Annotated in this window: 20 protein-coding genes; 1 reads left to right on the top strand and 19 read right to left on the bottom strand. The window is 48.0% G+C overall.

The annotated features are described in order from the left end of the window. Window positions 1-2: 2 nt before the first annotated feature. The 5 genes from MHB82_RS11625 to MHB82_RS11605 all read right to left on the bottom strand — a co-directional run bounded on the left by MHB82_RS11625 (window position 3) and on the right by MHB82_RS11605 (window position 5,595). Entirely contained in the window at window positions 3-713 is a 711-nt protein-coding gene (locus MHB82_RS11625; RefSeq protein WP_110822570.1) for a hypothetical protein, read from the bottom strand. Further along, window positions 710-1,777 (bottom strand): ABC transporter ATP-binding protein, encoded by a 1,068-nt coding sequence (locus tag MHB82_RS11620; RefSeq protein WP_341174705.1) that lies wholly within the window; start codon window positions 1,775-1,777, stop codon window positions 710-712. Before MHB82_RS11620 ends, MHB82_RS11625 begins: the two co-directional genes overlap by 4 nt. A 6-nt stretch (window positions 1,778-1,783) precedes the next feature. Further along, a complete protein-coding gene (gene argS / locus MHB82_RS11615) occupies window positions 1,784-3,511 on the bottom strand; it encodes an arginine--tRNA ligase (RefSeq protein ID WP_341174704.1) in 1,728 nt (575 codons plus the stop codon). Between the two features lie 622 nt (window positions 3,512-4,133). Next, the gene (locus MHB82_RS11610) at window positions 4,134-4,469 is read right to left on the bottom strand and encodes a four-helix bundle copper-binding protein (RefSeq protein ID WP_095358562.1); all 336 of its coding nucleotides are present in this window, start codon (window positions 4,467-4,469) and stop codon (window positions 4,134-4,136) included. 67 nt (window positions 4,470-4,536) lie between these two features. Next, complete coding sequence (locus tag MHB82_RS11605) at window positions 4,537-5,595, bottom strand: CobW family GTP-binding protein (protein ID WP_341174703.1); 1,059 nt, start codon at window positions 5,593-5,595, stop codon at window positions 4,537-4,539. Window positions 5,596-5,765: 170 nt separating this feature from the next. On the opposite strand from MHB82_RS11605, the gene MHB82_RS11600 reads away from it, so the two are divergent. Continuing rightward, entirely contained in the window at window positions 5,766-6,284 is a 519-nt protein-coding gene (locus tag MHB82_RS11600; RefSeq protein WP_095358564.1) for a MogA/MoaB family molybdenum cofactor biosynthesis protein, read from the top strand. A 98-nt stretch (window positions 6,285-6,382) separates the two neighbouring features. On the opposite strand, the gene MHB82_RS11595 is transcribed toward MHB82_RS11600, so the two are convergent. The 14 genes from MHB82_RS11595 to rny form a co-directional block, all read right to left on the bottom strand. Beyond that, the gene (locus tag MHB82_RS11595; RefSeq protein ID WP_341174702.1) at window positions 6,383-6,940 is read right to left on the bottom strand and encodes a hypothetical protein; all 558 of its coding nucleotides are present in this window, start codon (window positions 6,938-6,940) and stop codon (window positions 6,383-6,385) included. 77 nt (window positions 6,941-7,017) lie between these two features. Beyond that, a complete protein-coding gene (locus MHB82_RS11590) occupies window positions 7,018-8,037 on the bottom strand; it encodes an acrylyl-CoA reductase family protein (RefSeq protein WP_095358566.1) in 1,020 nt (339 codons plus the stop codon). A 37-nt stretch (window positions 8,038-8,074) separates the two neighbouring features. Beyond that, window positions 8,075-8,728 carry a hypothetical protein gene (locus MHB82_RS11585; protein ID WP_095358567.1) on the bottom strand — a complete coding sequence of 218 codons (654 nt, stop codon included), beginning with the start codon at window positions 8,726-8,728 and terminating at the stop codon, window positions 8,075-8,077. Between the two features lie 379 nt (window positions 8,729-9,107). Next, window positions 9,108-10,562: a nicotinate phosphoribosyltransferase gene (locus MHB82_RS11580; RefSeq protein WP_341174701.1), complete on the bottom strand. Its 1,455-nt coding sequence runs from the start codon at window positions 10,560-10,562 to the stop codon at window positions 9,108-9,110. Window positions 10,563-10,724: 162 nt separating this feature from the next. Then, complete coding sequence (locus MHB82_RS11575; RefSeq protein WP_341174700.1) at window positions 10,725-11,288, bottom strand: cysteine hydrolase family protein; 564 nt, start codon at window positions 11,286-11,288, stop codon at window positions 10,725-10,727. Window positions 11,289-11,357: 69 nt separating this feature from the next. Then, window positions 11,358-12,161, bottom strand: coding sequence for an NUDIX hydrolase (locus MHB82_RS11570; RefSeq protein ID WP_095287688.1), 804 nt, complete (start codon window positions 12,159-12,161; stop codon window positions 11,358-11,360). 58 nt (window positions 12,162-12,219) lie between these two features. Next, entirely contained in the window at window positions 12,220-12,645 is a 426-nt protein-coding gene (locus MHB82_RS11565) for a PaaI family thioesterase (protein WP_341174699.1), read from the bottom strand. Window positions 12,646-12,944: 299 nt separating this feature from the next. Continuing rightward, window positions 12,945-13,358, bottom strand: a complete 414-nt coding sequence (locus MHB82_RS11560) for a RicAFT regulatory complex protein RicA family protein (RefSeq protein ID WP_095358694.1) — start codon at window positions 13,356-13,358, stop codon at window positions 12,945-12,947. A gap of 315 nt (window positions 13,359-13,673) precedes the next feature. Then, window positions 13,674-15,230 (bottom strand): tRNA (N6-isopentenyl adenosine(37)-C2)-methylthiotransferase MiaB, encoded by a 1,557-nt coding sequence (gene miaB / locus MHB82_RS11555; RefSeq protein ID WP_341174698.1) that lies wholly within the window; start codon window positions 15,228-15,230, stop codon window positions 13,674-13,676. A gap of 411 nt (window positions 15,231-15,641) precedes the next feature. Further along, window positions 15,642-16,214, bottom strand: a complete 573-nt coding sequence (pduL, locus tag MHB82_RS11550) for a phosphate propanoyltransferase (RefSeq protein ID WP_017689107.1) — start codon at window positions 16,212-16,214, stop codon at window positions 15,642-15,644. A 200-nt stretch (window positions 16,215-16,414) separates the two neighbouring features. After that, window positions 16,415-17,380 carry a dipeptidase gene (locus tag MHB82_RS11545; RefSeq protein ID WP_341174697.1) on the bottom strand — a complete coding sequence of 322 codons (966 nt, stop codon included), beginning with the start codon at window positions 17,378-17,380 and terminating at the stop codon, window positions 16,415-16,417. A gap of 102 nt (window positions 17,381-17,482) precedes the next feature. After that, the gene (locus MHB82_RS11540) at window positions 17,483-17,743 is read right to left on the bottom strand and encodes a stage V sporulation protein S (RefSeq protein ID WP_019005392.1); all 261 of its coding nucleotides are present in this window, start codon (window positions 17,741-17,743) and stop codon (window positions 17,483-17,485) included. A gap of 117 nt (window positions 17,744-17,860) precedes the next feature. Further along, window positions 17,861-18,655 carry a TIGR00282 family metallophosphoesterase gene (locus MHB82_RS11535; RefSeq protein WP_095358572.1) on the bottom strand — a complete coding sequence of 265 codons (795 nt, stop codon included), beginning with the start codon at window positions 18,653-18,655 and terminating at the stop codon, window positions 17,861-17,863. A 156-nt stretch (window positions 18,656-18,811) separates the two neighbouring features. Beyond that, a complete protein-coding gene (gene rny, locus MHB82_RS11530; RefSeq protein ID WP_095287693.1) occupies window positions 18,812-20,353 on the bottom strand; it encodes a ribonuclease Y in 1,542 nt (513 codons plus the stop codon). Between the last annotated feature and the right edge of the window lie 269 nt (window positions 20,354-20,622).

Here is a 20,622-nt window from a genome sequence, read left to right as displayed (position 1 = left end):
TTCTAACTCCGTAAATCCCTTCTTCCAGCCAGCCATATATGAATGGACAGCAGGACGAACGCGTACATTACAGCCCACAGGATGGGCAATAAGACAGTTATCCACTTTGCTTCTTCAAATAACATCATTTCACGCACAAGATAGAAAGCTGGGGGCAAGACTTTGCTCAACCATTGCAGCCAGTTTGGCAAATGACTTGCGAGTGAACCTTGGACAAATGAAAGAAGCAGCATAACAATCAAACCAGGCAGACTGCGACTAAGCCGGGGAATATACGATTTTTGAAAGAAAAGACTTACAGCTAAACCCAGTAGAGATAATGCCAAATGTCCCGACCACGCCATCATCCACTCTCCGCCAGTCGGCGGTCTCTCGAACATACCAAACATCACAGGATACAACACGGTGATCACCACAAGCGCACATTGCATCAACCAGGTGCACCATAATTGGCCAAGGATAACTTTTCGTCGGTTTCCTGCATGCAGAACAAGCAATTGAATTTGCCCTGCTGGCTCTGCGTTCATTACGGTCAATCCTAGCCAGGCAGACCCAAAAAAGAGAAGCATGGCCGTAACACTATAACTGTCCGCTACCGGGTTCGGCCGATATGAGTAGATCAGGAGCATGGCGATGATGTACATCACCACGGGTGCAAAATACTTCTGTGAACGGATGTACTGTCTGAGCAAATACCGGGTTAGATGAATCATGGAGATTCTCCTTCCATAGTGTCCAACCGAGAATGGGAGGAAGCAGATTCGGTGGCGCTTTTCTTCCGATGATTAGCCGGATGATGACCTTCCAGCAAATGCTCCATATGTACTCGGCTTTCCTCTTGCAAAACAGACACAATCGAACTACCAGCCGCAATAATTTCATGGATCACATAATCCGTGGTACTGCGTTCAACTTTCCAGTCCCATACTACTTCGTTGCGATCATGCATCTCCCCATGACGATGGATCTGTAATACACCCTCCTGTTCAACAAGTTTCGAATATGTATTTTGCAGCTCCATATTCGATCCCTTCATTAAACTCTGGATTTGGACAATGGGCTCTCCCAACTCTTTTAGATCTGCGCGTTTCCAATGCCGTAATACACGACCATTTTGAAGTACATAGACCTGATCGGCCATACGCTCAATAAATAGCGGTTCATGACAAGCTGTCACAATGGAGGTTCCTTTCTTTTTCCATTGCTGCAGCAGGGTTACGACCGCCTCCTGGGCAGGAAGGTCCAGGCCGGATAACGGCTCATCCAGCAGCATGAGCCCATCTGGACCTGGCAGCATCGCTTGAATCAAGTTGACCTTTTGAAGCGTTCCTTTGGATAACAGGGATAATTTCTGATCTAGCGCAGACCCAAGAAAAAGCAACTCACTCAGCTCGTTTATTCGTTGTCGCAGCAACGCAGGTCGGATGCCCCGAATCCGGCCCATTTCCCACAAATATTCGCCTGAAGTGAATGGCAAACGTGGCAATCCATCGAGCGCGTACATCTTCTTTTCTTTTATCGTCTGACACACCACGCCATGATCAGGAACCAAGAATCCTGCCAAGGTGCGCAGCAGGGTGCTTTTACCTGAACCATTTCTGCCCACCAACACAGCGCATTCTCCAGCTTCTACATGTAAATTAATCCCATTCAATACGGATACGCCTCCGAGACGTTTACTCACATGCTGAAGCGAGATCCCTTCGGGCAACTTGCCAGCTTCCTCATTTTTAGTTCCATCTGCTTCACAACCAGTTTTACGCTTCCCCCATCTCACAGTACATCACATCCGCTCGGGTGCCCGGACGCCGAGCAAATAGAGACTGCGGACAATACGTTCCGCTGTGCACTTGGTTAGATTCACCCGGAACGGCCGTACTTCAGCGGGGGCGTCAGCGATCCGTTCTGCGTGATAGAAACGGTTGAATGCCTGAGCCAAATCAATCGCATACTTGGCAATCACCGAAGGTTCATTACGCCCAACGGCTTTTTCAAGATATTGCGGATAATCTGCCAATAACTTAAGCAGCGTCCAAGAGGCGTCTCCAACGGTCGCTGCACGACCTGCGACATCATTAAACTCTGTATCATTCGAGCTAGCCAATTGGCCATTATCACTATCATTGTTCGCGTCCTTAACCTTGGCAAGTACACTGTTGATCCGAGCATAGGTGTACTGCACATAAGGTCCGGTCTCCCCTTCAAAACTGACTGCACTTTCCAAAGAGAAATCGACATCATTCAGCCGGTTATTGCGCAAATCACCAAAAACAATTGCCCCTACACCTACGGCTTCCGCAACGTCCTGCGCGTTGTCCAGGTTTGGATTCTTCTCTTCGATGATCTGTAAAGCCCGAGCAACCGCTTCATCCAGCACTTCCTGCAAAAAGACGACTTTACCACGCCGGGTGGACATCTTCCGCCCTTCAAAGCGCATCAATCCGAACGGAATATGCTCACAGTTCGCAGCCCACTCATATCCCATCCGGGACAATACGGCAAATACCTGTTTGAAATGCAGCTTTTGCTCTCCCCCAACGACATATAACAGCTTATCTGCCTTCATAACATCATGACGATAAACGGCTGTGGCCAAATCCCGTGTCGGATAGATGGTTGTTCCGTCCTTTTTGATAATCAGGCAAGGCGGCATATTCTCTTCCTCCAGACGTACGACTAACGCTCCGTCACTCTCTTCCAGCAGACCCTTGGTTTTGAGATCTTCCACAACGGCTCCCATCTTGTCATTGTAGAAGCTCTCACCGAGAGTATGGTCAAACTGTACATTCAAACGTTCATACATCCGGTCGAATTCCTTCATGCTCACCTCAACAAAGAACGTCCATAATCGTCTGGCCTCTTCATCTCCCTGTTCCAGTTTGCGGAACCACTCACGTGCTTCGGTTTCCAGGGTTGGGTCTTTCTCTGCTTCGTCGTGGAACCGTACATAGAGTTCAAGGGAAGTGCGGATAGGTTCTGCCTGAAGCGCTTCATCGTTACCCCAGCGTTTGTAGGCAGCAATTTGTTTCCCAAACTGGGTTCCCCAGTCTCCAAGATGATTTACACTCACCGGGACATATCCCGCTTCACTGTATAGCCGATATAACGCTGCACCAATAACCGTTGAACGAAGATGTCCAATTCCGAACGGTTTCGCGATGTTGGGGGACGACATATCAATTAGTACGCGTGCATCATTGCCAATATTGAGCTTACCGAACGAAGGTTGGCCCACCCATTTCAGTAATTCCGAGGACCACTTTTCCCGGTTAAACTGGATATTCACATAAGGCCCTGCTGCTACAGCTGTAAAGTCTGCTGTCTTCAGTTCGCCGGCAATCTCCGCAGCAATCGCTGCAGGTGCTTTCTTGCGTGATTTGGCGAGTACAAAACAAGGGAATGCTGCATCCCCGAGCTCCGGTTGTGGCGGGATTTCCAAAAGCTTGAGAACCTCTTCTTCCTCCAGCCCCGTAAGAGGAGCAAGATGTACTGCCGCTTGTTTCATTAACATAATAAACACTCCTTTGCCTGATATGGATTACAAAATATAAAAATAAAAAAGCTCTCGTCTCTATATAAGAGACGAGAGCTGATCTGACAGTTCCCGCGGTACCACTCTAGGTGAACAACCTCGTACTGCCACATGTTGTATGGCGCCCGAAGCTGCTCCGCTTGGTGCGAATAACGGCCGCATGCCGGATTACCCTCATGAAGATGCTTTGCCTTTCACTCCCATAAAGCATCACTTCGGATAACCATCTCACGGGTGCGGTTCACACAGGTCATGTCATACCGGCTTCCACCTGCTCCGGCTCGCTGTTAAGCATGGTTCTGGTTACTCTCCCGATCACGGATATTTATCATCATGTCAATACATTTCCATCATTATACATATCACTTCTGACTTTGGCAACCTGTAGGAACTATTCTCCGATGAAGGCAGCCTGATTCTATCATCCTGTTCTGTAGCATCCCATATGTGGTGCATGCTTTCAAGTGCTCGTTATCGCAAAAACCCCCTCATGATTGCAACGTATCCGCACATCTGGTTTGATGTACTCTGCGTTGATTTCAAGAGGGGATTGCACCAATCATATTCAAATCCATTTGGCCGCTCATTCATGCATCTATAATTAAGCTACTGCTGCCATCAAACGGCAAGCCTCTGCACATTTACGGCAAGCTTCGGCGCATGCCTGACAGTGATCGTGTTCATGTTTGCTGCATTCCGCTGCACATGCTTCGCAAGCTTTTACGCAAAGTTCGCAAATTTCAGCGATGAAGTCACTGCCACGCGTCATGGCTTGAGCAGCGAAGCCACAGATTTCGGCACATTCGCGGTCCAGTCGGATACAGTCACGAAGCATCGCTAGATCGTATTCTTTCAGGCTGGATATGTAACATACATTGCAAGCATTCATGCACTCCAGGCAAGCATCAATACATTGTTGATATTGTTTTTGTGTCATTTAAAGTTACCTCCCAGGCAAAGTTTGCTATGCTTCTTAATACCCAGTTCGGAGGAACCTTGAATCATTAAGCCTGATTTATGGATTCCATTTCCAGCAATTGATGGCGAATGACAGCCTGGTCAAAATGCTCACCTATGAACACAGCCACATTGGGCACGTCACCCTGAGGCGTGATTTTCATATAGTCCGATTCCCGATACGCATACTGAAACCAGAAGCGGCTAGCTGTATCACTAAAGGAGAGAATTCCCTTGGCTCGGTAAACATCTCGCGGCAATCCAGCTATAAACCGCTCAAAAGCTTCGCTATTCACCGGTTGGTTGAAATAGTGCGTATATACCATAACATGCTCATGTGATGCGTGCGGAGTGTGATGATCATGATGATGTTCATGACTATGACCACAACCATGCTCTGAACATGCCTCAGTATGGACGTGCGCTGTCGCAGTCTCTTGATGATCCGATTCAGCTGCAGCCTGATAGGCATGCACTCCATCCCCACTTTGAAGCAGCATATCCATGTCGACTTCACATCTCACAGCTTGAATAATTGGGGCAAAACCGTTCCACTTCGTGAGCAGCTGCTGCAGATCACTTATTTCCTGTTCACCGACCCGGTCTGTTTTGTTCAGAATCAATACCGAGGCACAGCGAATCTGCTCCTGCATCAGCTTGAACGTCTGCCCCTTCTGCTCTTGGTACAAGCCTGACAGATGTGCTGCATCCACAACGGTAATGAGACTTTTCAGCTCAAGACGCATGTACAACGAAGTTTCCGTCACGGCATCCAAAATTTCCATCGGGTTGGCTGCTCCCGTCGCTTCAATGACAATGACATCCGGCGACTCCTCCTGCACAAGATCAGCAAGCTGAAGGCCCAAGTCGCCTCGAACCGTACAACAGATGCAGCCCCCGAGCATTTCGGTCATGGGTACTTCAGCATCTACCACCTGACCATCGAGGTTTACCTCACCAAGCTCGTTCATGACTACTGCAGGACGCAAGCCTGCTTGCTGCCAATGTTCAATCAACTGCACAAGAAGCGTCGTTTTTCCGCTCCCCAAAAAACCTGACAATATATATACTGGTATGGACTTTTCTTTTTCACTCGTTACACTCATTGCTATACACCTCTCTGGCTGACCATTGTATGAAACATACTAGTTCTATATCTTGCGAGTGTACACCATCCTGCATTCAATGTGCAATACGGGGCAATTCACTCAGGCGCATTGCCTGAAACTGCCGAATGGTCTATGCTATGAGAAAATATGGATTAGGAGGATGTCTCATGACCAACTCAGTGGAACAACATCGTCAAGAAGCACCGGACAAGGTCTCTTGCATGGTTGTCACTGTATCCGATACCCGCACCAAGGACACGGATACCAGCGGACAACTCATGCATCAACTGCTGACTGAGGCAGGATATGAAATTGCCGAATATATCATTACGCCAGACGAAACCGAGCGCATCCGCACCATTCTGCAGGATGCAGCTGTACGGGATGATATTGAAGCCGTACTGCTCAGTGGGGGTACCGGGATCGCTCCTAGAGATACAACGTATGAAGCCGTATCCTCCCTACTTGACAAGGAACTGCCCGGCTTTGGTGAAATCTTTCGTTTCCTCAGTTATACAGAGGATATCGGTTCAGCTGCGATTCTGAGCAGAGCCGTAGCCGGAACGATTGGACGGACGGCTGTTTTCTCCATGCCGGGCTCCAAAGGTGCAGTCAAGCTAGCAATGGAAAAAATCATTATTCCGGAGCTGCGGCATGTGATGCGCGAAATATACAAACCCGTCTGAATTATCAGACGGGTTTGTGTTTTTCTATAAATTTATTTAATTCATCCCATGAATGAACTAATAAGTTTAAGGATATTGCTGCTTTCCTGCATCTGAGATCAGTTCAACTGATTCAGCACATGCTGGAACACTTGGGTTACCTTTTCTTCATAAATGTCCTTCTCTCCACCTGAAGCGGTGTATACAAGTGACACATACCCTTTGCTCCGAATCGTTGTTTGGCCAAGTGCATTTTCAATCACTGCCTGCTCGTCAGAAATACCGTACATTTCTTTCATTCGTGCGGTTCGTGTGTCCGGATCACCAAAAATGTGAACCTTCACAATATGTCGGCCGCTGCCATTCAGCAGGTACATATAGGAGATTCCACCTTCGCCATCATCTGCGGACATATTGTTCATTAACTTGATGTCTTTGGCGGCAAAAGATTTATCCAGCTCCTGTATCAGTGGGCCATTCAAGCCGTGTCCCTGACTCTTGGCTCTCACATTGCCCTCTTCCGTCGCTTGCCCGCTGTATACCTTTCGCTCCTGCTGAGCAGATTCATTTGAACAGGCAACAAGTGATCCCATACACAGCAGGATAATACAGCCAGCAATTACGGTTCTTGCACCTCGTCCTACTTCCCACTGCGCCTCTTTTCTTCCAACACGCATACGTTTCCTTCCTTTCGCACCACTTCGTGATTCGTGGCAATCTTAGGTAGGATTAGCATGTCTAGGAGAAAAGAATCTTATTCGGTTGGAATCTCTGCCATCGTATTTACCACGGTACGACCGACCGCCCCACCCTGCAAAATGTTCTCCAGCGTGTGTGGCAGCTGTGCCCAGGTGATCTCCTGAATGCCCAGCTCCAGCGCGCGATCCGGCTTCCAATCCCCGCCAAGGAGGTTCCACAAGCGTTCCCGTCTCTCCATTGGACAATACACCGAATCAATCCCGATTAACTGAATGCCCCGCATGATAAAGGGAAATACGGTAGATTCAAACCGGGATCCAGCAGTCAGTCCGGATACGGCAACTGCACCTCCATATTGAACCTGTTTCAAGCGTTCGGCCAGTGCTGGGCCTGCGGCAGGATCAACAACCCCTGCCCACAGCTGTTTGCCCATCGCCCCTTTGGCCGGGGCGTCAGCTTCTTCGCGTGTAATAACATGTGAGGCGCCCAGATCTATAAGCAACTTCTCCTGATCTTTCTTTTTTCCGGTACTAGCCGTCACTTCAAAGCCAAGCTTCGCCAGAATGGCCACAGCTATACTCCCAACGCCTCCGGTTGCCCCCGTAACCAAAATCTTGCCCATGTCTGGTGTAACCCCAGCCTGAAGTAAAGCATCAACCGACAAAGCTGCCGTAAAACCGGCTGTACCGATTGCCATCGCTTCCTTCTCGCTGAGACCCGGCGGCAGCGGAACCAGCCACTCACTCCGTAGACGAGCGTATCTGCTGTAGCCTCCAAAATGAGACACCCCTGGCTCAAAGCCTGTGCTGATCACCCGGTCCCCCGGGGCAAATCGTCCACTTACGGACTCTTCTACCATACCTGCCAGGTCGATCCCAGGTACCATGGGATATTCACGAACAACTCCCCCTTTTTCGATTGTAGCGAGTCCATCCTTATAATTGACACTGGAGTACTGTACTTGTACAGTCACATCTCCATTCGGCAGATCTTCTTTTTTCAACTGTTCTACAGATGCCTTAACTCCGCCTTGTTCTTGACTTCGGATGACATATGCCGGAAACGTATTCTCCATGTAAATCCTCTCCTTATGTTTGGTGATTTTTCTGATCTTAAGCTGCACTTCTTCTATCCGCTACCAAATACACGAGCGGTCCAATCAGGGGCACCACCCCTGTTAATGCCCATACACGCGATCTGCGACTGAACACGGCATCCCTATAGATTGCAATAACGGAGAGCAGTGTCAGCACAATAAAATCAATCGTCATAATATGTACAAAGGAAGATTGCCTGAATGCTTCCATATATACAGCCGGATGGCCTTGAATGAATCCGTAGCATGCCGTACCCAACGTCAACAATAAAAGTATACCATGAGTCAGTTTGTGTGCTGCAATCCGCCCAATTACAGAGCTGCGGCGATAGCCAAAATGAAGATGCTCCGTTCCCCGTCTACTCCGCTTTGGTGAAGACCATGCGAAAAAAGGAAGAAGCGCAAAGGCTCCCAAGCCAAAAGACAAGAGCACGAACGGCCAAACAGGCACACGGCTTCCACGCTCGTTTGCAGGTGTTTTTAACAGGAGACAAGTGAAGATCGCTGGAAAAATACCCAGCCATGAGAACACGGTCATCAACCATGCTTCCTTGCTCTGCAGCGTAATCAACTCTTTGAACACAGGATCGCTCCCCATAGGCTTTCCAGGTGCCCAAATCCATGCATATACCAAGAAGGCCAGCCAGATCATTCCCAAGATCCATTTCATGAGTACACCTCCCTCAATGATTCATCCCCCGAGGCTGCATGCTTGAAACAGAAAACGTAAGATTCTGGAATTGCTCGCAAATTGGATGCTGCCCGTGCTGTCCAGGTGCAACTCCTTAAGACTATGCAGATCCATAACTTCTGCACGATGCAGAATTTTGACGTCTTTTACCATTTCCCGAGAAATAATTATGCCCATGTTAGACTACATTCCGTCCTCAACCCTATTATACTGCGGCTCCTACCCCCTCTGTCGTGACGTTGGATACAGCCGCGTTAATTCGTAAAGCCAAGCCTGAAGGAGATGAACAGTTGCAAAACAAATCTGAAACCAAAAAGGCATAACCCGGTAAACATACCGATTATGCCTTCTTCCATTCTCATTCCTCTGTGAATTGTACGTGTTCAGCAATCAGCTTCTGCTTCATATTCCATGCTGCCGGGCTGATGTTCACACGGTAAATCTCCGGATTGAGTTTACGCAAATACTCTGGCCAGAACAGATCCATCTGTTCACGGTGGTATCTACGGATTTCATCCAGGGTAGGCAGCTCATATACTTTCAACCCATTCACAAAGATTGGTTCAAGCATATTTACCGCTTCATAGCGCGTTACTGTCTTTTTGAGATACGGGTGTAGCGGATTGAACAGCTTGAGCGGCCCGCCCAGAAGCGGCTGTTCTTCTCCAGGATAGCAGATATAGTCTGCAATGGCCTTGCCATGCTTCGGATCAATGATCCGGAATACTTCTTTTTTGCCTGGGGTGGATACCTTCTCGGGATTGGCCGATATTTTGATCGTCGGCAGCATGGCACCATCCACTTCACGTTCGACCAGCTTGTAAACCCCGCCGAGGGATGGCTGGTCGGATGCTGTAATCAGCTGTGTACCTACGCCCCATGTATCGATGCGAGCGCCCTGAGCTTTCAGGTTGAAGATCGTGTTCTCATCCAGGTCATTGGACGCCACAATTTTAACGTAATCCAGTCCTGCCTCATCCAGCATTTGACGTGCCTGAATGGACAGGTAGGCAAGGTCACCGCTATCCAGACGGATGGCATTCATTTTCTTGCCCTGGCTTTCGAGCATTTTGGCTGTTTTGATCGCATGAGGTACTCCACTATTCAGCGTATCAAAGGTATCTACGAGCAGGGTCACCTGATCTGGCAGCACTTTGGCATAGACGTCAAACGCCTCCTGCTCACTCATGAAACTCTGTACCCAAGAGTGGGCATGTGTTCCTGCTGTCGGAATGCCAAAACGTTCTCCTGCCAGCATGTTGGACGTTGCATGGAATCCGGCGACATATGATGCCCGTGCACCCCATATGGCTGCATCGGCTTCCTGAGCCCGTCTGGTTCCAAATTCTAGCAGCGTGTCCTGACTGGCCACCTGTTTGATCCGCGAAGCCTTCGTGGCAATCAAGGTCTGATAGTTCATGAAGTTAAGTATTGCCGTCTCCACCAGTTGGGTCTCCATAATGGAGCCTTCTACCCGAATGAGCGGTTCATCAGGGAAAACGAGCGCTCCTTCCTTCATGGAGTGAATTGTCCCCTGAAATGAAAACTGGAGCAACTCTTCCAGAAAGACCGGATCGTAATTTTCCTCTTGTTTGGATAAATATTTGATGTCTTCCATGGTGAAGCGAAGCTGGCTGATATAGTTCACAATCCGTTCCAAACCGGCAAAAACGGCATAACCGTTACCAAACGGAAGCTTGCGGAAATAGGCCTCAAACACCGCTTTTCGTTTGTGAGTTCCATTCACCCAGTGTGCATACATCATATTAATTTGATATTTATCCGTATGTAAAGCCAGGCTAGTCGTCTGCATTTGTCTCATCCTCTCTGACTTCCGCTCGTTACACAAGTGTATCCTGTGCACTCGGGTCAACATGTGGAGACTCCTCACTTTTGTTTCTGAACATGTGTAAGGATACGAGTCTCCGGTTTATTTCCTGCTCATCATTTTATTAACCCATCACTCAACGCCAGGCTAAGCCCTTGCAAGTATGGTCTCACTGGCCTTAATAACCTGAGCCCCAAGGCTTGATCGAAAATGTCCGAGTGCCCATTCATGTCCCGCCGGGTTGAAGCTGGCAACGGCATCTTCATACACCGTAATGTGAAAACCTTTGTTATAGGCATCCACCGCTGTATGCAAAACGCAAATATCCGTACATACCCCGATCAGTGAGATGTCTGTAATCCCGCGTTCACGCAGCCTGAGTTCCAGGTCTGTACCACAGAATGCGCTGTATCTTGTTTTGTCCATCCACCGAATATCTTCTTGACGTTCCTGCATCACCTGAGCCAGACGGCCATATAGCTGCCTTCCTTCTGTATCTCTAACATTGTGCGGTGGGAAAAGAGCCGTTTCCGGATGGTACGGATCACTCTCTTCATGCAGATCAACTGCCATGATGACTTCATGCTTATTATTACAATATTCTTCCGTTATCGCTGCAACTGTCTCCTCAATCTCTACCGCAGGCTGGCCTACAGGCAAGGATCCGTCTACGAAATCACGGGTAAAATCAATCACAATCAGTGCTTTCATCGTCCACACTCCCTTTTGAGAATAGGTTGGGTTGATCCAGATACACTCCTTAATGATGAACTTCCGAAATTAAGTATAGATCGACAGACGTGGTACAAGTTCCGTGAAACGATAAAGCTGTGCCGGCCGCTGTGAGTACTGGTTGGAACTTAGCAGGTTCCCTTCTTCGTCTCGTACCTCTTCTACAATCCCTTTTCGACTGCGAGTGGAAGTGATTTTCCGAATGAAGTTCGGTTCTTCAAAATCAGGTACCACACTCTGAATGACCTGGTACAATTCGCTTAACGTAAAATCACGCGGCAGAAATTGTCTTGCAATCGTCGTTTCCAGCATCTGCTGCTGTATGCGGCGGTATGCGTCCTCAATGATTGTCCGGTGGTCAAAGGCAAGCTCCAGCTCCTGCAATGCTTCCTGTATGGTAAACAGGCCCACATCTTCAGCATCATCTGCCGCCTGGCGATGTTCCAGCATCCATTCTTCTACAAGCGCGAAAAACGCATGGGAGATAATCCATCCCCTCGGGTCACGCCCGGGTTGACTATATACATTCAAATATTCCAGATGTCCGCCGTCGACACCGGTCTCCTCCATTAGCTCCCGCTTAGCAGCATCATAGATGGACTCATTTTCCTGACAGAAACCACCGGGCAAAGCCCAGCGACCTGCAAAAGGCCAGCCTTTGCGCTTGATTAGCATCACTTTCAGTTCACGAATGGGAAGTGTCTTGGTTACCGTCTTGCGTTCTCTCTTGGTTAAGGTGAACATCACGATATCCGCAGGAACGCCATCGGGGGTACGATATTTCTTGGAACTATAGGCAAGTGCTGCCTGTTCATCGTTCTCTTCATTGACGTGTTCGTAGTTTTCGCTCATGGGCACCACCGACTACTTTCATTTTGATAATCTCATTATGACATAATAATGTCGTTTGTCAACCTTTGGATTCTGTACTTGGCGTTTTTGATCGTGCCACACGGAACGTGGCTGTTGCCATACATCCTAATGTACCTGATGCATCACGAATTTCCGCTTGGGCGGTGAGGCTTCGTCCGGCTTGGTGCAGCACCGTTGCTGTCACCATTAACTCACCCCGTTTCATCGGTGCCAGAAAATGCACATTCAGATTGGTCGTAACGCAGCTGTCCACGGCCATCGCTGCTGTAGCTACCATCCCCATCGCTTGATCCATCAGGGAAGTAAGCACTCCGCCATGAATAATCCCCATCGAATTCGTATGATGTTCGCCAGCCGTTAATGCGATCTGTACTTCCTTTTCATTCCCTTTGATATAACGACAACCCAGGAACCCCCAGAATCGTTCATTGCCCTCTTCGACCATTTTATCCAAAATATCCATTTTCCATTTCCCCTTTGTTGCACATTAATGTTATCGACTAAGTTGTCTATATTTTTTATTGTACTTGTAATCTTGCTGCTGACTCTCGGAGGCTATCTCCTTCATACCGCTGATCAATATTAATAAGCCTGCTCTTGCCAGCCTGGTCTTATTCCTGTATGGCATTCGGCAGCCCGTACACGCACAAAAGAACCCCACTGCGTGGAGCTCTTCGAAATGTATTTCAAGATCGATTGTATTAGCTCCCTGTTCCTATAAGTCAAAAAAGGCACGGACCGCGTCCGCACCCTTCTTGTCCATTAACCGCAGCTGGACGGAGGTGAATCCGTGCCTGCCTCCACATTCACTTTTTCGGAAACGGTATCCCGAATGACAGAGATGACAAGTTGAAGCAGGTAGTTGATATCGCTTTGGCTCTGCTGGAACTCGGTTACCAATGGGATGCTGTCCAGTTCATCCTGCAATTCTTCAATTTCCTGTTCAATTTTGCTGACCATCTCTGCATTTTTGAAGCTTTCGAAGGCAACAATTTCCTTCTGCTTCTTCTTGATTGTTGCAATCAATTGCTGGATACGCTCATGATCGCGAATTTTGGACTCAGCCTGTTGGAAATGTCTTACTTCCTCGCTTGTGCCGAGCATATCAGCCAATTCTTTGGCTTTTCCCATAATGTCGTCGCGTATGACCAGATTGCGCGTATCGTAGGTAGGCATTCCATAATGGTTGTACTGCACTTCTTCTTCCTGCGCCACTGAAATCGCTCCATTTCTATGAGATATTATAAGATGAATTCCTGGCAATATTAGCTCCAAACGTCTGCTAATTACCGCTACGGTTACGGATCGTTCTTCCGATCGCTGTTGTCCCCAAGTTTCCCTGATTAAATTTATCAAATGTTAAAACTACGGGACAAAGGCGAACGCTGCCGCTTCTACAGAATCGATTCCGTCCCCTGCGCTACTTTCGCTGTAACGTCCAAAACCCAATATCAATCCACTCTAATTCATCTTATTCGGTTGTGTTGTGTATTACTGATTGGCGGCTACCGGCTCGGTGAGCAGGTTGCCACGGATATAAAAAGTCATCGGATCGGTAATTTCCACGTTCACAAATGTACCGATCAATTCTTTGGGTCCTTCGAAATGTACCAGCTTATTACTGCGTGTACGTCCTGCAAGGACGCTCGAATTCCGCTTGCTCTCGCCCTCGACGAGCACTTCAACGATCTTGCCACGTTGCTGTTCATTGCTTCTGTGGCTGTATTCGTTGATGGTTTCATTCAGGCGTTTCAAACGTTCCTTCTTCACTTCCATCGGCACGTTATCCTCCATCACCGCAGCAGGCGTACCTTCGCGAGGAGAATAGATAAAGGTATAAGCAAAGTCATATCCTACTTCGCGCACCAGTGACAACGTGTCTTCGAACTGCTCATCTGTCTCACCTGGGAAACCAACGATAATGTCCGTGGTCAGAACGACATTAGGGATGGCTCTCTTAATTTTATCCGCCAGCTGGAGATAATGTTCACGGCTGTACTTACGACTCATGCGCTTCAGCACTTCTGTGCTGCCAGACTGTACTGGCAAGTGGATGTGTTCCACCAGGTTTCCGCCCTTGGCAAGCACCTCAATCAGTCGATCATCGAAATCCCGTGGGTGACTGGTTGTAAACCGTACACGCGGAATGTCGATTTTGCGAATATCGTCCATCAGGTCACCGAAACTGTATTTCAGATCCGTAAAATCCTTGCCATAAGCATTCACGTTCTGCCCAAGCAATGTGATTTCCTTGAATCCCTGTCTTGCCAGCTCACGAACCTCGGCGATTACATCTTCCGGTCTGCGACTGCGCTCTTTCCCCCGTGTAAATGGAACGATGCAATATGTACAGAATTTGTCACAGCCATACATGATATTCACCCAGCCGCGCATGCCTTCACGTTTCTTCGGCAGGTTCTCGATAATGTCGCCTTCCTTGGACCAAACCTCAACAACCATTTCCTTGCTGAAGAGCGCTTCCTGAATCAGATGCGGCAATCGGTGAACGTTATGCGTACCAAAGATCATATCCACAAAGCCATGTTTTTGCATGATCCGGTTCACGACACCTTCTTCCTGAGACATGCACCCGCATACGCCAAGCAGCAGCCCTGGACGCTCCGTCTTCAGCGTTTTGAGGTGACCCAGCTCACCAAACACCTTATCTTCCGCATTTTCACGGATGGCACATGTGTTCAGCAATATAATGTCCGCCTCTTTGCGGTCCTCGGTTGCCTGATATCCCATGGATTCCAGGAGTCCCTTAATGGTCTCGGAATCATGCTCGTTCATCTGACAGCCGTACGTGTATACGATATAGTGTTTGCCTTTACCAATCGTTTTCAGTTCGTCCGGTACTGCATTCTCATAGAGCACCTGAACGTCTTCCTTGCCCCGTTGTTTCTCCTGACGATGATTAGGCTCCGACTTGATGTTGATCTCACGGCCCCGAATTCGAATCTTTTTGCTGAATTCATCTTGCGAAATTACTTTGGCATCGGAGAAATCAAAATACTGGGAGTAATCCTTTTTTGAGTCTTTAGCCATTTCCTTCGGTCACTCCTTACAGCCTCTATTAATAAAAGTTTCAAGTTCTTAAGACAACACGGTGCATCAGGCAGTTGTATATACGTTCGATATGAGCAGCAACCTCTGCAAAAAAGTCACCATCTCATATTTCTAACTTCTTTATCTCTCTTGGATTCTTATCGATTTCATACAACATGCACCAAAAGAGCATTACATCAAATTATAACATGATCTGGGCTGTAATTCCACATTCCAAGCCGCCATTGATTTAACAATCCTACCATACAAACTCTACCTCATACATGACGCAAAATACACAAAAACCCGAGCACAAACCCCTTCGCTGTGTAAAACAGCTTACCAGGATGTACTCAGGTTTTTTAAGTTGCTCCAACCGAAGAAAACTCAGTTGAATATCGGTTCATTTGATTAGTCGATGATCTCAGCAGTGTCGCCGTTACGAGCGCCAGCAGCATTCGCTTCATCTGTGTCAATATGCATGTCCAGTGCGAAAGAGTCAGATACACGAGCCAGTACATTTTCAAGTACCAGACCACGATCTCCGCCAAGGCGAACTTTCAGCATTTGTTTGTCTTCGATACCCCATTTAGCAGCATCGGAAGTATGGAAGTGGATATGACGGGCAGCAACGATAACACCTTTATCAATCGTAACTTCACCAGCTGGTCCTTTGATCGTGATGCCAGGTGTACCTTCAATGCTTCCGGACTCGCGAACAGGTGCCTTAACGCCAATGGCGAAAGAGTCTGTCATCGAGATTTCCAGTTGTGTCTCAGGACGCACAGGTCCAAGGATACGCACTTTATCAAACTGTCCTTTGGAACCGATGACTGCTACTGTTTCGTTCGCAGCATATTGACCAGGTTGGGACAGAGGTTTAAACTCAGTCAATTCGTAGCCTTTACCAAACAAAATCTCAACGTGCTCTTGGGATACATGAATGTGACGGGCAGATACGCCCACTGGTACTGTTTTACTCATCGTGAATTTCACTCCTTGTTTATCTGTGGCCTACGATTAGGCTCTTAACAATCCAATGGTATTATACCCCTTTTTGACGTGAAATGAAAACGAACTGCTGAAAATTCATGAAATACACTTATTTAACTATCAATAATATCCTTATTCTGTAAAACAATCTGTATTGAATGCAGTGCTTTCGCTGTTGTAATTGGTGTTTATTACAAATTCCCCTCAGGCAGATGTTTCCCAAGATAACTCATGGCATTATCCCACAACCAGCCGCGTACCAGCTTCTCATCGTAATGTTGGAGAAGGGTTTCGATCAGCCTCGGATATTGGCCTGCGTGTTCAAGATCTTGAATGTATGTGGGTATACCATCAAAATCCGAGCCCATCATCAGGTGCTGCTCCCCGCCAAGCGAACAGATCTGTTCAATATGTGGCAGCAAATGTTCGATTCTAACTTCTCCCTCCTGCTTCACAAACCAGGGAACAAACGTTAGCCCAATCCGCCCTTCCCGTGCAATGATAGCCCGGATCTGATCATCCTTCAGATTACGCACATTTGGACAAACCGTATAGCTGTTGGAATGTGAAGCAATAAACGGACGCTCACTCAGCTCAGCCAGCTCCCAGAATCCCTTCTCCGTGAGATGTGACACATCCAGCAGCATGCCAATCCGGTTACAAAGGCGGACCAGCTCCCTGCCTCTCTCGGTCAATCCTGCTCCTCGCTTCTCCAACACACCATCAGCTGCCCAGTTGGCATAATTCCAGGTGAGCCCTACTATTCTTACTCCCATTTGGTAACAAAGCTCTAGATAAAACAGATTCCCCTCGAGTCCGTCTACACCTTCCAGCGTCAACAGCCCCCAAGGATTAGCCGTTTGACCGACCTCACCAACCTGTTCCCGCCATAATAATTTGTTTACGCCCCCAAGCCGTTCAGGGCTCTTCTCCACACGTGTGTGATATACTTCCAGCTGACCAACCACATGTTCAAACTTGCCCCTGCCGAGCACTTCAGGCAAATAAATGGCAAATGCCTGCAGACCCACATTCCCTTGCTTCATCCGCTCCAGATTGACATCCAGTGTTGAACCATCTTCGAAGGACAGTTCAGATTGCATTAACATTTTGCTGAGCGCATCACAGTGGAAATCGGCTACTTGCCACTTGGTCATGATTAACCCTCCCTATGTAAACCCTATTCTTATTAAGCCTATAGACAGAATGCAAAAAAACCTGTCTACTCTGTAAACAGGTTCAATGCATAATCACATGTATTATCTGGGCTCTACAATCAGCTTAATGGCCGTTCGATCCTCACCGTCTATCACAATGTCTGTAAAAGCTGGAATACAAATCAAGTCAACTCCGCTTGGTGCTACAAATCCCCGGGCTATCGCTACCGCTTTAATGGCTTGGTTCAGTGCTCCCGCTCCAATGGCCTGCAGTTCAGCATTTCCACGTTCACGAAGAACTCCTGCAAGTGCGCCGGCTACGGAATTGGGATTGGACTTTGCTGAAACTTTTAATACTTCCATGGTAAGTACCTCCCTGGGAATGTTGAATGTTTGTTTCCACTTACTAGATGTTATTCGCGGGAGGTAAAAAAATTCCTTCTTTTTAGACGGGTTTCCTTGCAAAATGGGACAATACCCCTATTCCATGCGCCACTCGTCTTCCATCAGGCGGATTTTTTCAATTTTGGTTGCTGCACCTGTGGACTCGTCAATTTCAACGAATACACCATGGAAATGCCACTTGCCGTCATCAACTACAAAACGTACCGGCAGCTGGGTATAAAATTTTCGCAGTACTGCTTCACGCTCCATACCGAGGATTCCATCACGCGGCCCCACCATGCCCGCATCCGTCAAGTATGCTGTTCCACCAGGTAGAATACGGTCATCATTACTTTGTACATGCGTATGTGTACCTACAACCAGTGACGCACGCCCATCCAGATGCCAGCCCATGGCAATCTTCTCGGAAGTCGCCTCGGCATGCATATCGACCAGAATGCATTTATGATCCCGGCGCAGCTCATCCACAATCTCATCCGCAACGCGGAATGGGCAATCAAGCGCGGGCAAAAACGTACGACCCTGCAAATTCACGATCGCCAGCTCCTTGCCTTCACCTTTGACCACCGTGTATCCTCTGCCTGGTGTTCCTGGTGGAAAGTTGGCAGGTCGGATCATGCGCGGTTCGTCATCTATAAAATCAAAAATGTCTTTATTGTCCCAAGTATGGTTGCCAAGCGTAATCCCGTGCACACCCCAGTTGAAAAATTCGTTGGCAATAGCCCCCGTGATTCCACGGCCCGCTGCTGCATTTTCTCCATTAACAATAACCACATGTGGTTTATATTTCGTCTTCAGATACGGCAAGTTCTCCTTCAAAGCCTTACGTCCTACATTACCCACAATATCACCGATAAACAGCACTTTCATTGCATTGCCTCCTTAATTCCCCGCAAGCTTAACTTGGTATAACCAGCATCAAGTCTTTACGGGCATCCCTAACTCACTAGTTCGTCCTATCAAGCCCATTACCGGGCTTTCAACAGGAAAAGTGGCCCACTACAGCGGCCACTTTTCCGTAAAGCTCTATTTAGCGTATTCAACCGCCCGGGTTTCCCGGATGACGGTGACTTTGATATGACCCGGATAATCGAGTTCATTCTCGATCATCTTCGTGATGTCACGTGCGAGACGGAATGCTTCCGCATCGTCGATTTTCTCAGGCTGCACCATAACGCGAACTTCGCGTCCAGCTTGAATGGCATACGATTTCTCGACACCTTCGAACGATTCCGAAATCTCTTCCAGTTTCTCCAGTCGTTTGATATACGTCTCCAGTGTTTCGCGGCGTGCACCCGGTCTTGCTGCAGACAGTGCATCTGCTGCACCAACCAGCATGGCAATGACCGAAGTTGCTTCGCAATCCCCGTGATGGGACGCGATACTGTTGATTACTACCGGATGTTCTTTGTATTTCTTCGCCAGCTCCACGCCGATTTCAACGTGTGATCCTTCCACTTCGTGATCCAGCGCTTTACCGATGTCATGCAGTAGACCTGCACGTCTTGCAAGTGTAACGTCTTCTCCGAGTTCGCCAGCCATCAGTCCAGCTAGATAAGCGACCTCCATTGAATGCTTCAAGACGTTCTGACCGTAACTTGTACGGAACTTCAACCGGCCCAGTATTTTGATCAGATCCGGATGCAGACCATGTACACCCACTTCAAAGGTAGCTTGCTCACCATATTCACGGATGCGCTCGTCCACTTCTTTGCGGGATTTCTCCACCATCTCTTCAATGCGTGCCGGGTGAATGCGTCCGTCAGCCACCAATTTCTCAAGGGCAGTACGGGCAATCTCACGACGGATCGGGTCAAAGCCCGACAGAATAACTGCTTCTGGCGTATCATCGATAATAAGGTCAATCCCCGTAAGGGTTTCAAGTGCACGGATGTTACGTCCTTCACGACCGATAATCCGGCCTTTCATTTCTTCGTTAGGCAAAGTGACAACAGATACGGTTGTCTCTGCCACATGGTCAGCCGCACAACGCTGAATGGCAAGGGTAATAATTTCGCGGGATTTTTTGTCCGCTTCTTCCTTCGCCTGCTGTTCAATGTCCTTGATCATTTGAGCCGTCTCATGACGAACTTCCTGTTCTACGTTGGACAGTATGATACTGCGTGCATCTTCCATAGTGAGGTTGGATATACGCTCCAGCTCCGTCACCTGATTTTTGTAGATCATTTCGATCTGCTGCTGTGTCTCATCAATACGTTTCTCTTTGTTGGCCACTTGCTCTTCTTTACGTTCGAGTGATTCCATCTTTTTATCCAGCGACTCTTCTTTTTGCAACAATCGTCTTTCTTGTCGTTGAATTTCATTCCGACGTTCACGAGTGTCTTTTTCAGCTTCGGCCCGAATGCGATGAATCTCATCCTTCGCTTCCAGCACCGTCTCTTTCTTCTGTGCTTCTGCCTCTTTCTTCGCGTTCTCAACGATCTGTACGGCAGCTTGTTCCGCACTGGAGATTTTAGCCTCTGCAAGAGATTTGCGAATAAAATATCCGACTCCGAACCCAATAACGAGCGCGGCCACAACGAGAACGATCGTGATTGCAATGTCCATACTGTTCACCTCCTCGTTGGTTCCTCCAAGGCACTCCTTGGGTCAATCTGCTGTTTTCAAACTTACATATGTTTGGGAATAACGATACCTACGGCGATCCCCCGCCGATTTTCATTTCAAGTGTACATGTTACCACGTACTATTCGCTGCCTTCAGCGAATCCATAATCATGAAGGGTAAATCCTAAGAAACCGAAACCGCTTTTTTGGAAGGAAAAAGGGTTGTCCATTTCTTACAGACTCATGTCCATTTTAGTATTTGACGAAAGA

Origin of the sequence: Paenibacillus sp. FSL K6-2862 (assembly GCF_038005125.1) — a bacterium.
In the GTDB taxonomy this organism is placed as follows: domain Bacteria; phylum Bacillota; class Bacilli; order Paenibacillales; family Paenibacillaceae; genus Paenibacillus; species Paenibacillus illinoisensis_A.
This window is presented reverse-complemented; position numbering and strand designations above follow the sequence as displayed.

Coding starts and splice junctions, on each gene's coding strand:
- MHB82_RS11625 (WP_110822570.1), bottom strand. CDS start 713: ATGATTCATCTAACCCGGTATTTGCTCAGACAGTACATCCGTTCACAG.
- argS (WP_341174704.1), bottom strand. CDS start 3,511: ATGTTAATGAAACAAGCGGCAGTACATCTTGCTCCTCTTACGGGGCTG.
- MHB82_RS11610 (WP_095358562.1), bottom strand. CDS start 4,469: ATGACACAAAAACAATATCAACAATGTATTGATGCTTGCCTGGAGTGC.
- MHB82_RS11605 (WP_341174703.1), bottom strand. CDS start 5,595: ATGAGTGTAACGAGTGAAAAAGAAAAGTCCATACCAGTATATATATTG.
- MHB82_RS11600 (WP_095358564.1), top strand. CDS start 5,766: ATGACCAACTCAGTGGAACAACATCGTCAAGAAGCACCGGACAAGGTC.
- MHB82_RS11595 (WP_341174702.1), bottom strand. CDS start 6,940: ATGCGTGTTGGAAGAAAAGAGGCGCAGTGGGAAGTAGGACGAGGTGCA.
- MHB82_RS11590 (WP_095358566.1), bottom strand. CDS start 8,037: ATGGAGAATACGTTTCCGGCATATGTCATCCGAAGTCAAGAACAAGGC.
- MHB82_RS11585 (WP_095358567.1), bottom strand. CDS start 8,728: ATGAAATGGATCTTGGGAATGATCTGGCTGGCCTTCTTGGTATATGCA.
- MHB82_RS11580 (WP_341174701.1), bottom strand. CDS start 10,562: ATGCAGACGACTAGCCTGGCTTTACATACGGATAAATATCAAATTAAT.
- MHB82_RS11575 (WP_341174700.1), bottom strand. CDS start 11,288: ATGAAAGCACTGATTGTGATTGATTTTACCCGTGATTTCGTAGACGGA.
- MHB82_RS11570 (WP_095287688.1), bottom strand. CDS start 12,161: ATGAGCGAAAACTACGAACACGTCAATGAAGAGAACGATGAACAGGCA.
- MHB82_RS11565 (WP_341174699.1), bottom strand. CDS start 12,645: ATGGATATTTTGGATAAAATGGTCGAAGAGGGCAATGAACGATTCTGG.
- MHB82_RS11560 (WP_095358694.1), bottom strand. CDS start 13,358: ATGCCTACCTACGATACGCGCAATCTGGTCATACGCGACGACATTATG.
- miaB (WP_341174698.1), bottom strand. CDS start 15,230: ATGGCTAAAGACTCAAAAAAGGATTACTCCCAGTATTTTGATTTCTCC.
- pduL (WP_017689107.1), bottom strand. CDS start 16,214: ATGAGTAAAACAGTACCAGTGGGCGTATCTGCCCGTCACATTCATGTA.
- MHB82_RS11545 (WP_341174697.1), bottom strand. CDS start 17,380: ATGACCAAGTGGCAAGTAGCCGATTTCCACTGTGATGCGCTCAGCAAA.
- MHB82_RS11540 (WP_019005392.1), bottom strand. CDS start 17,743: ATGGAAGTATTAAAAGTTTCAGCAAAGTCCAATCCCAATTCCGTAGCC.
- MHB82_RS11535 (WP_095358572.1), bottom strand. CDS start 18,655: ATGAAAGTGCTGTTTATCGGTGATATTGTGGGTAATGTAGGACGTAAG.
- rny (WP_095287693.1), bottom strand. CDS start 20,353: ATGGACATTGCAATCACGATCGTTCTCGTTGTGGCCGCGCTCGTTATT.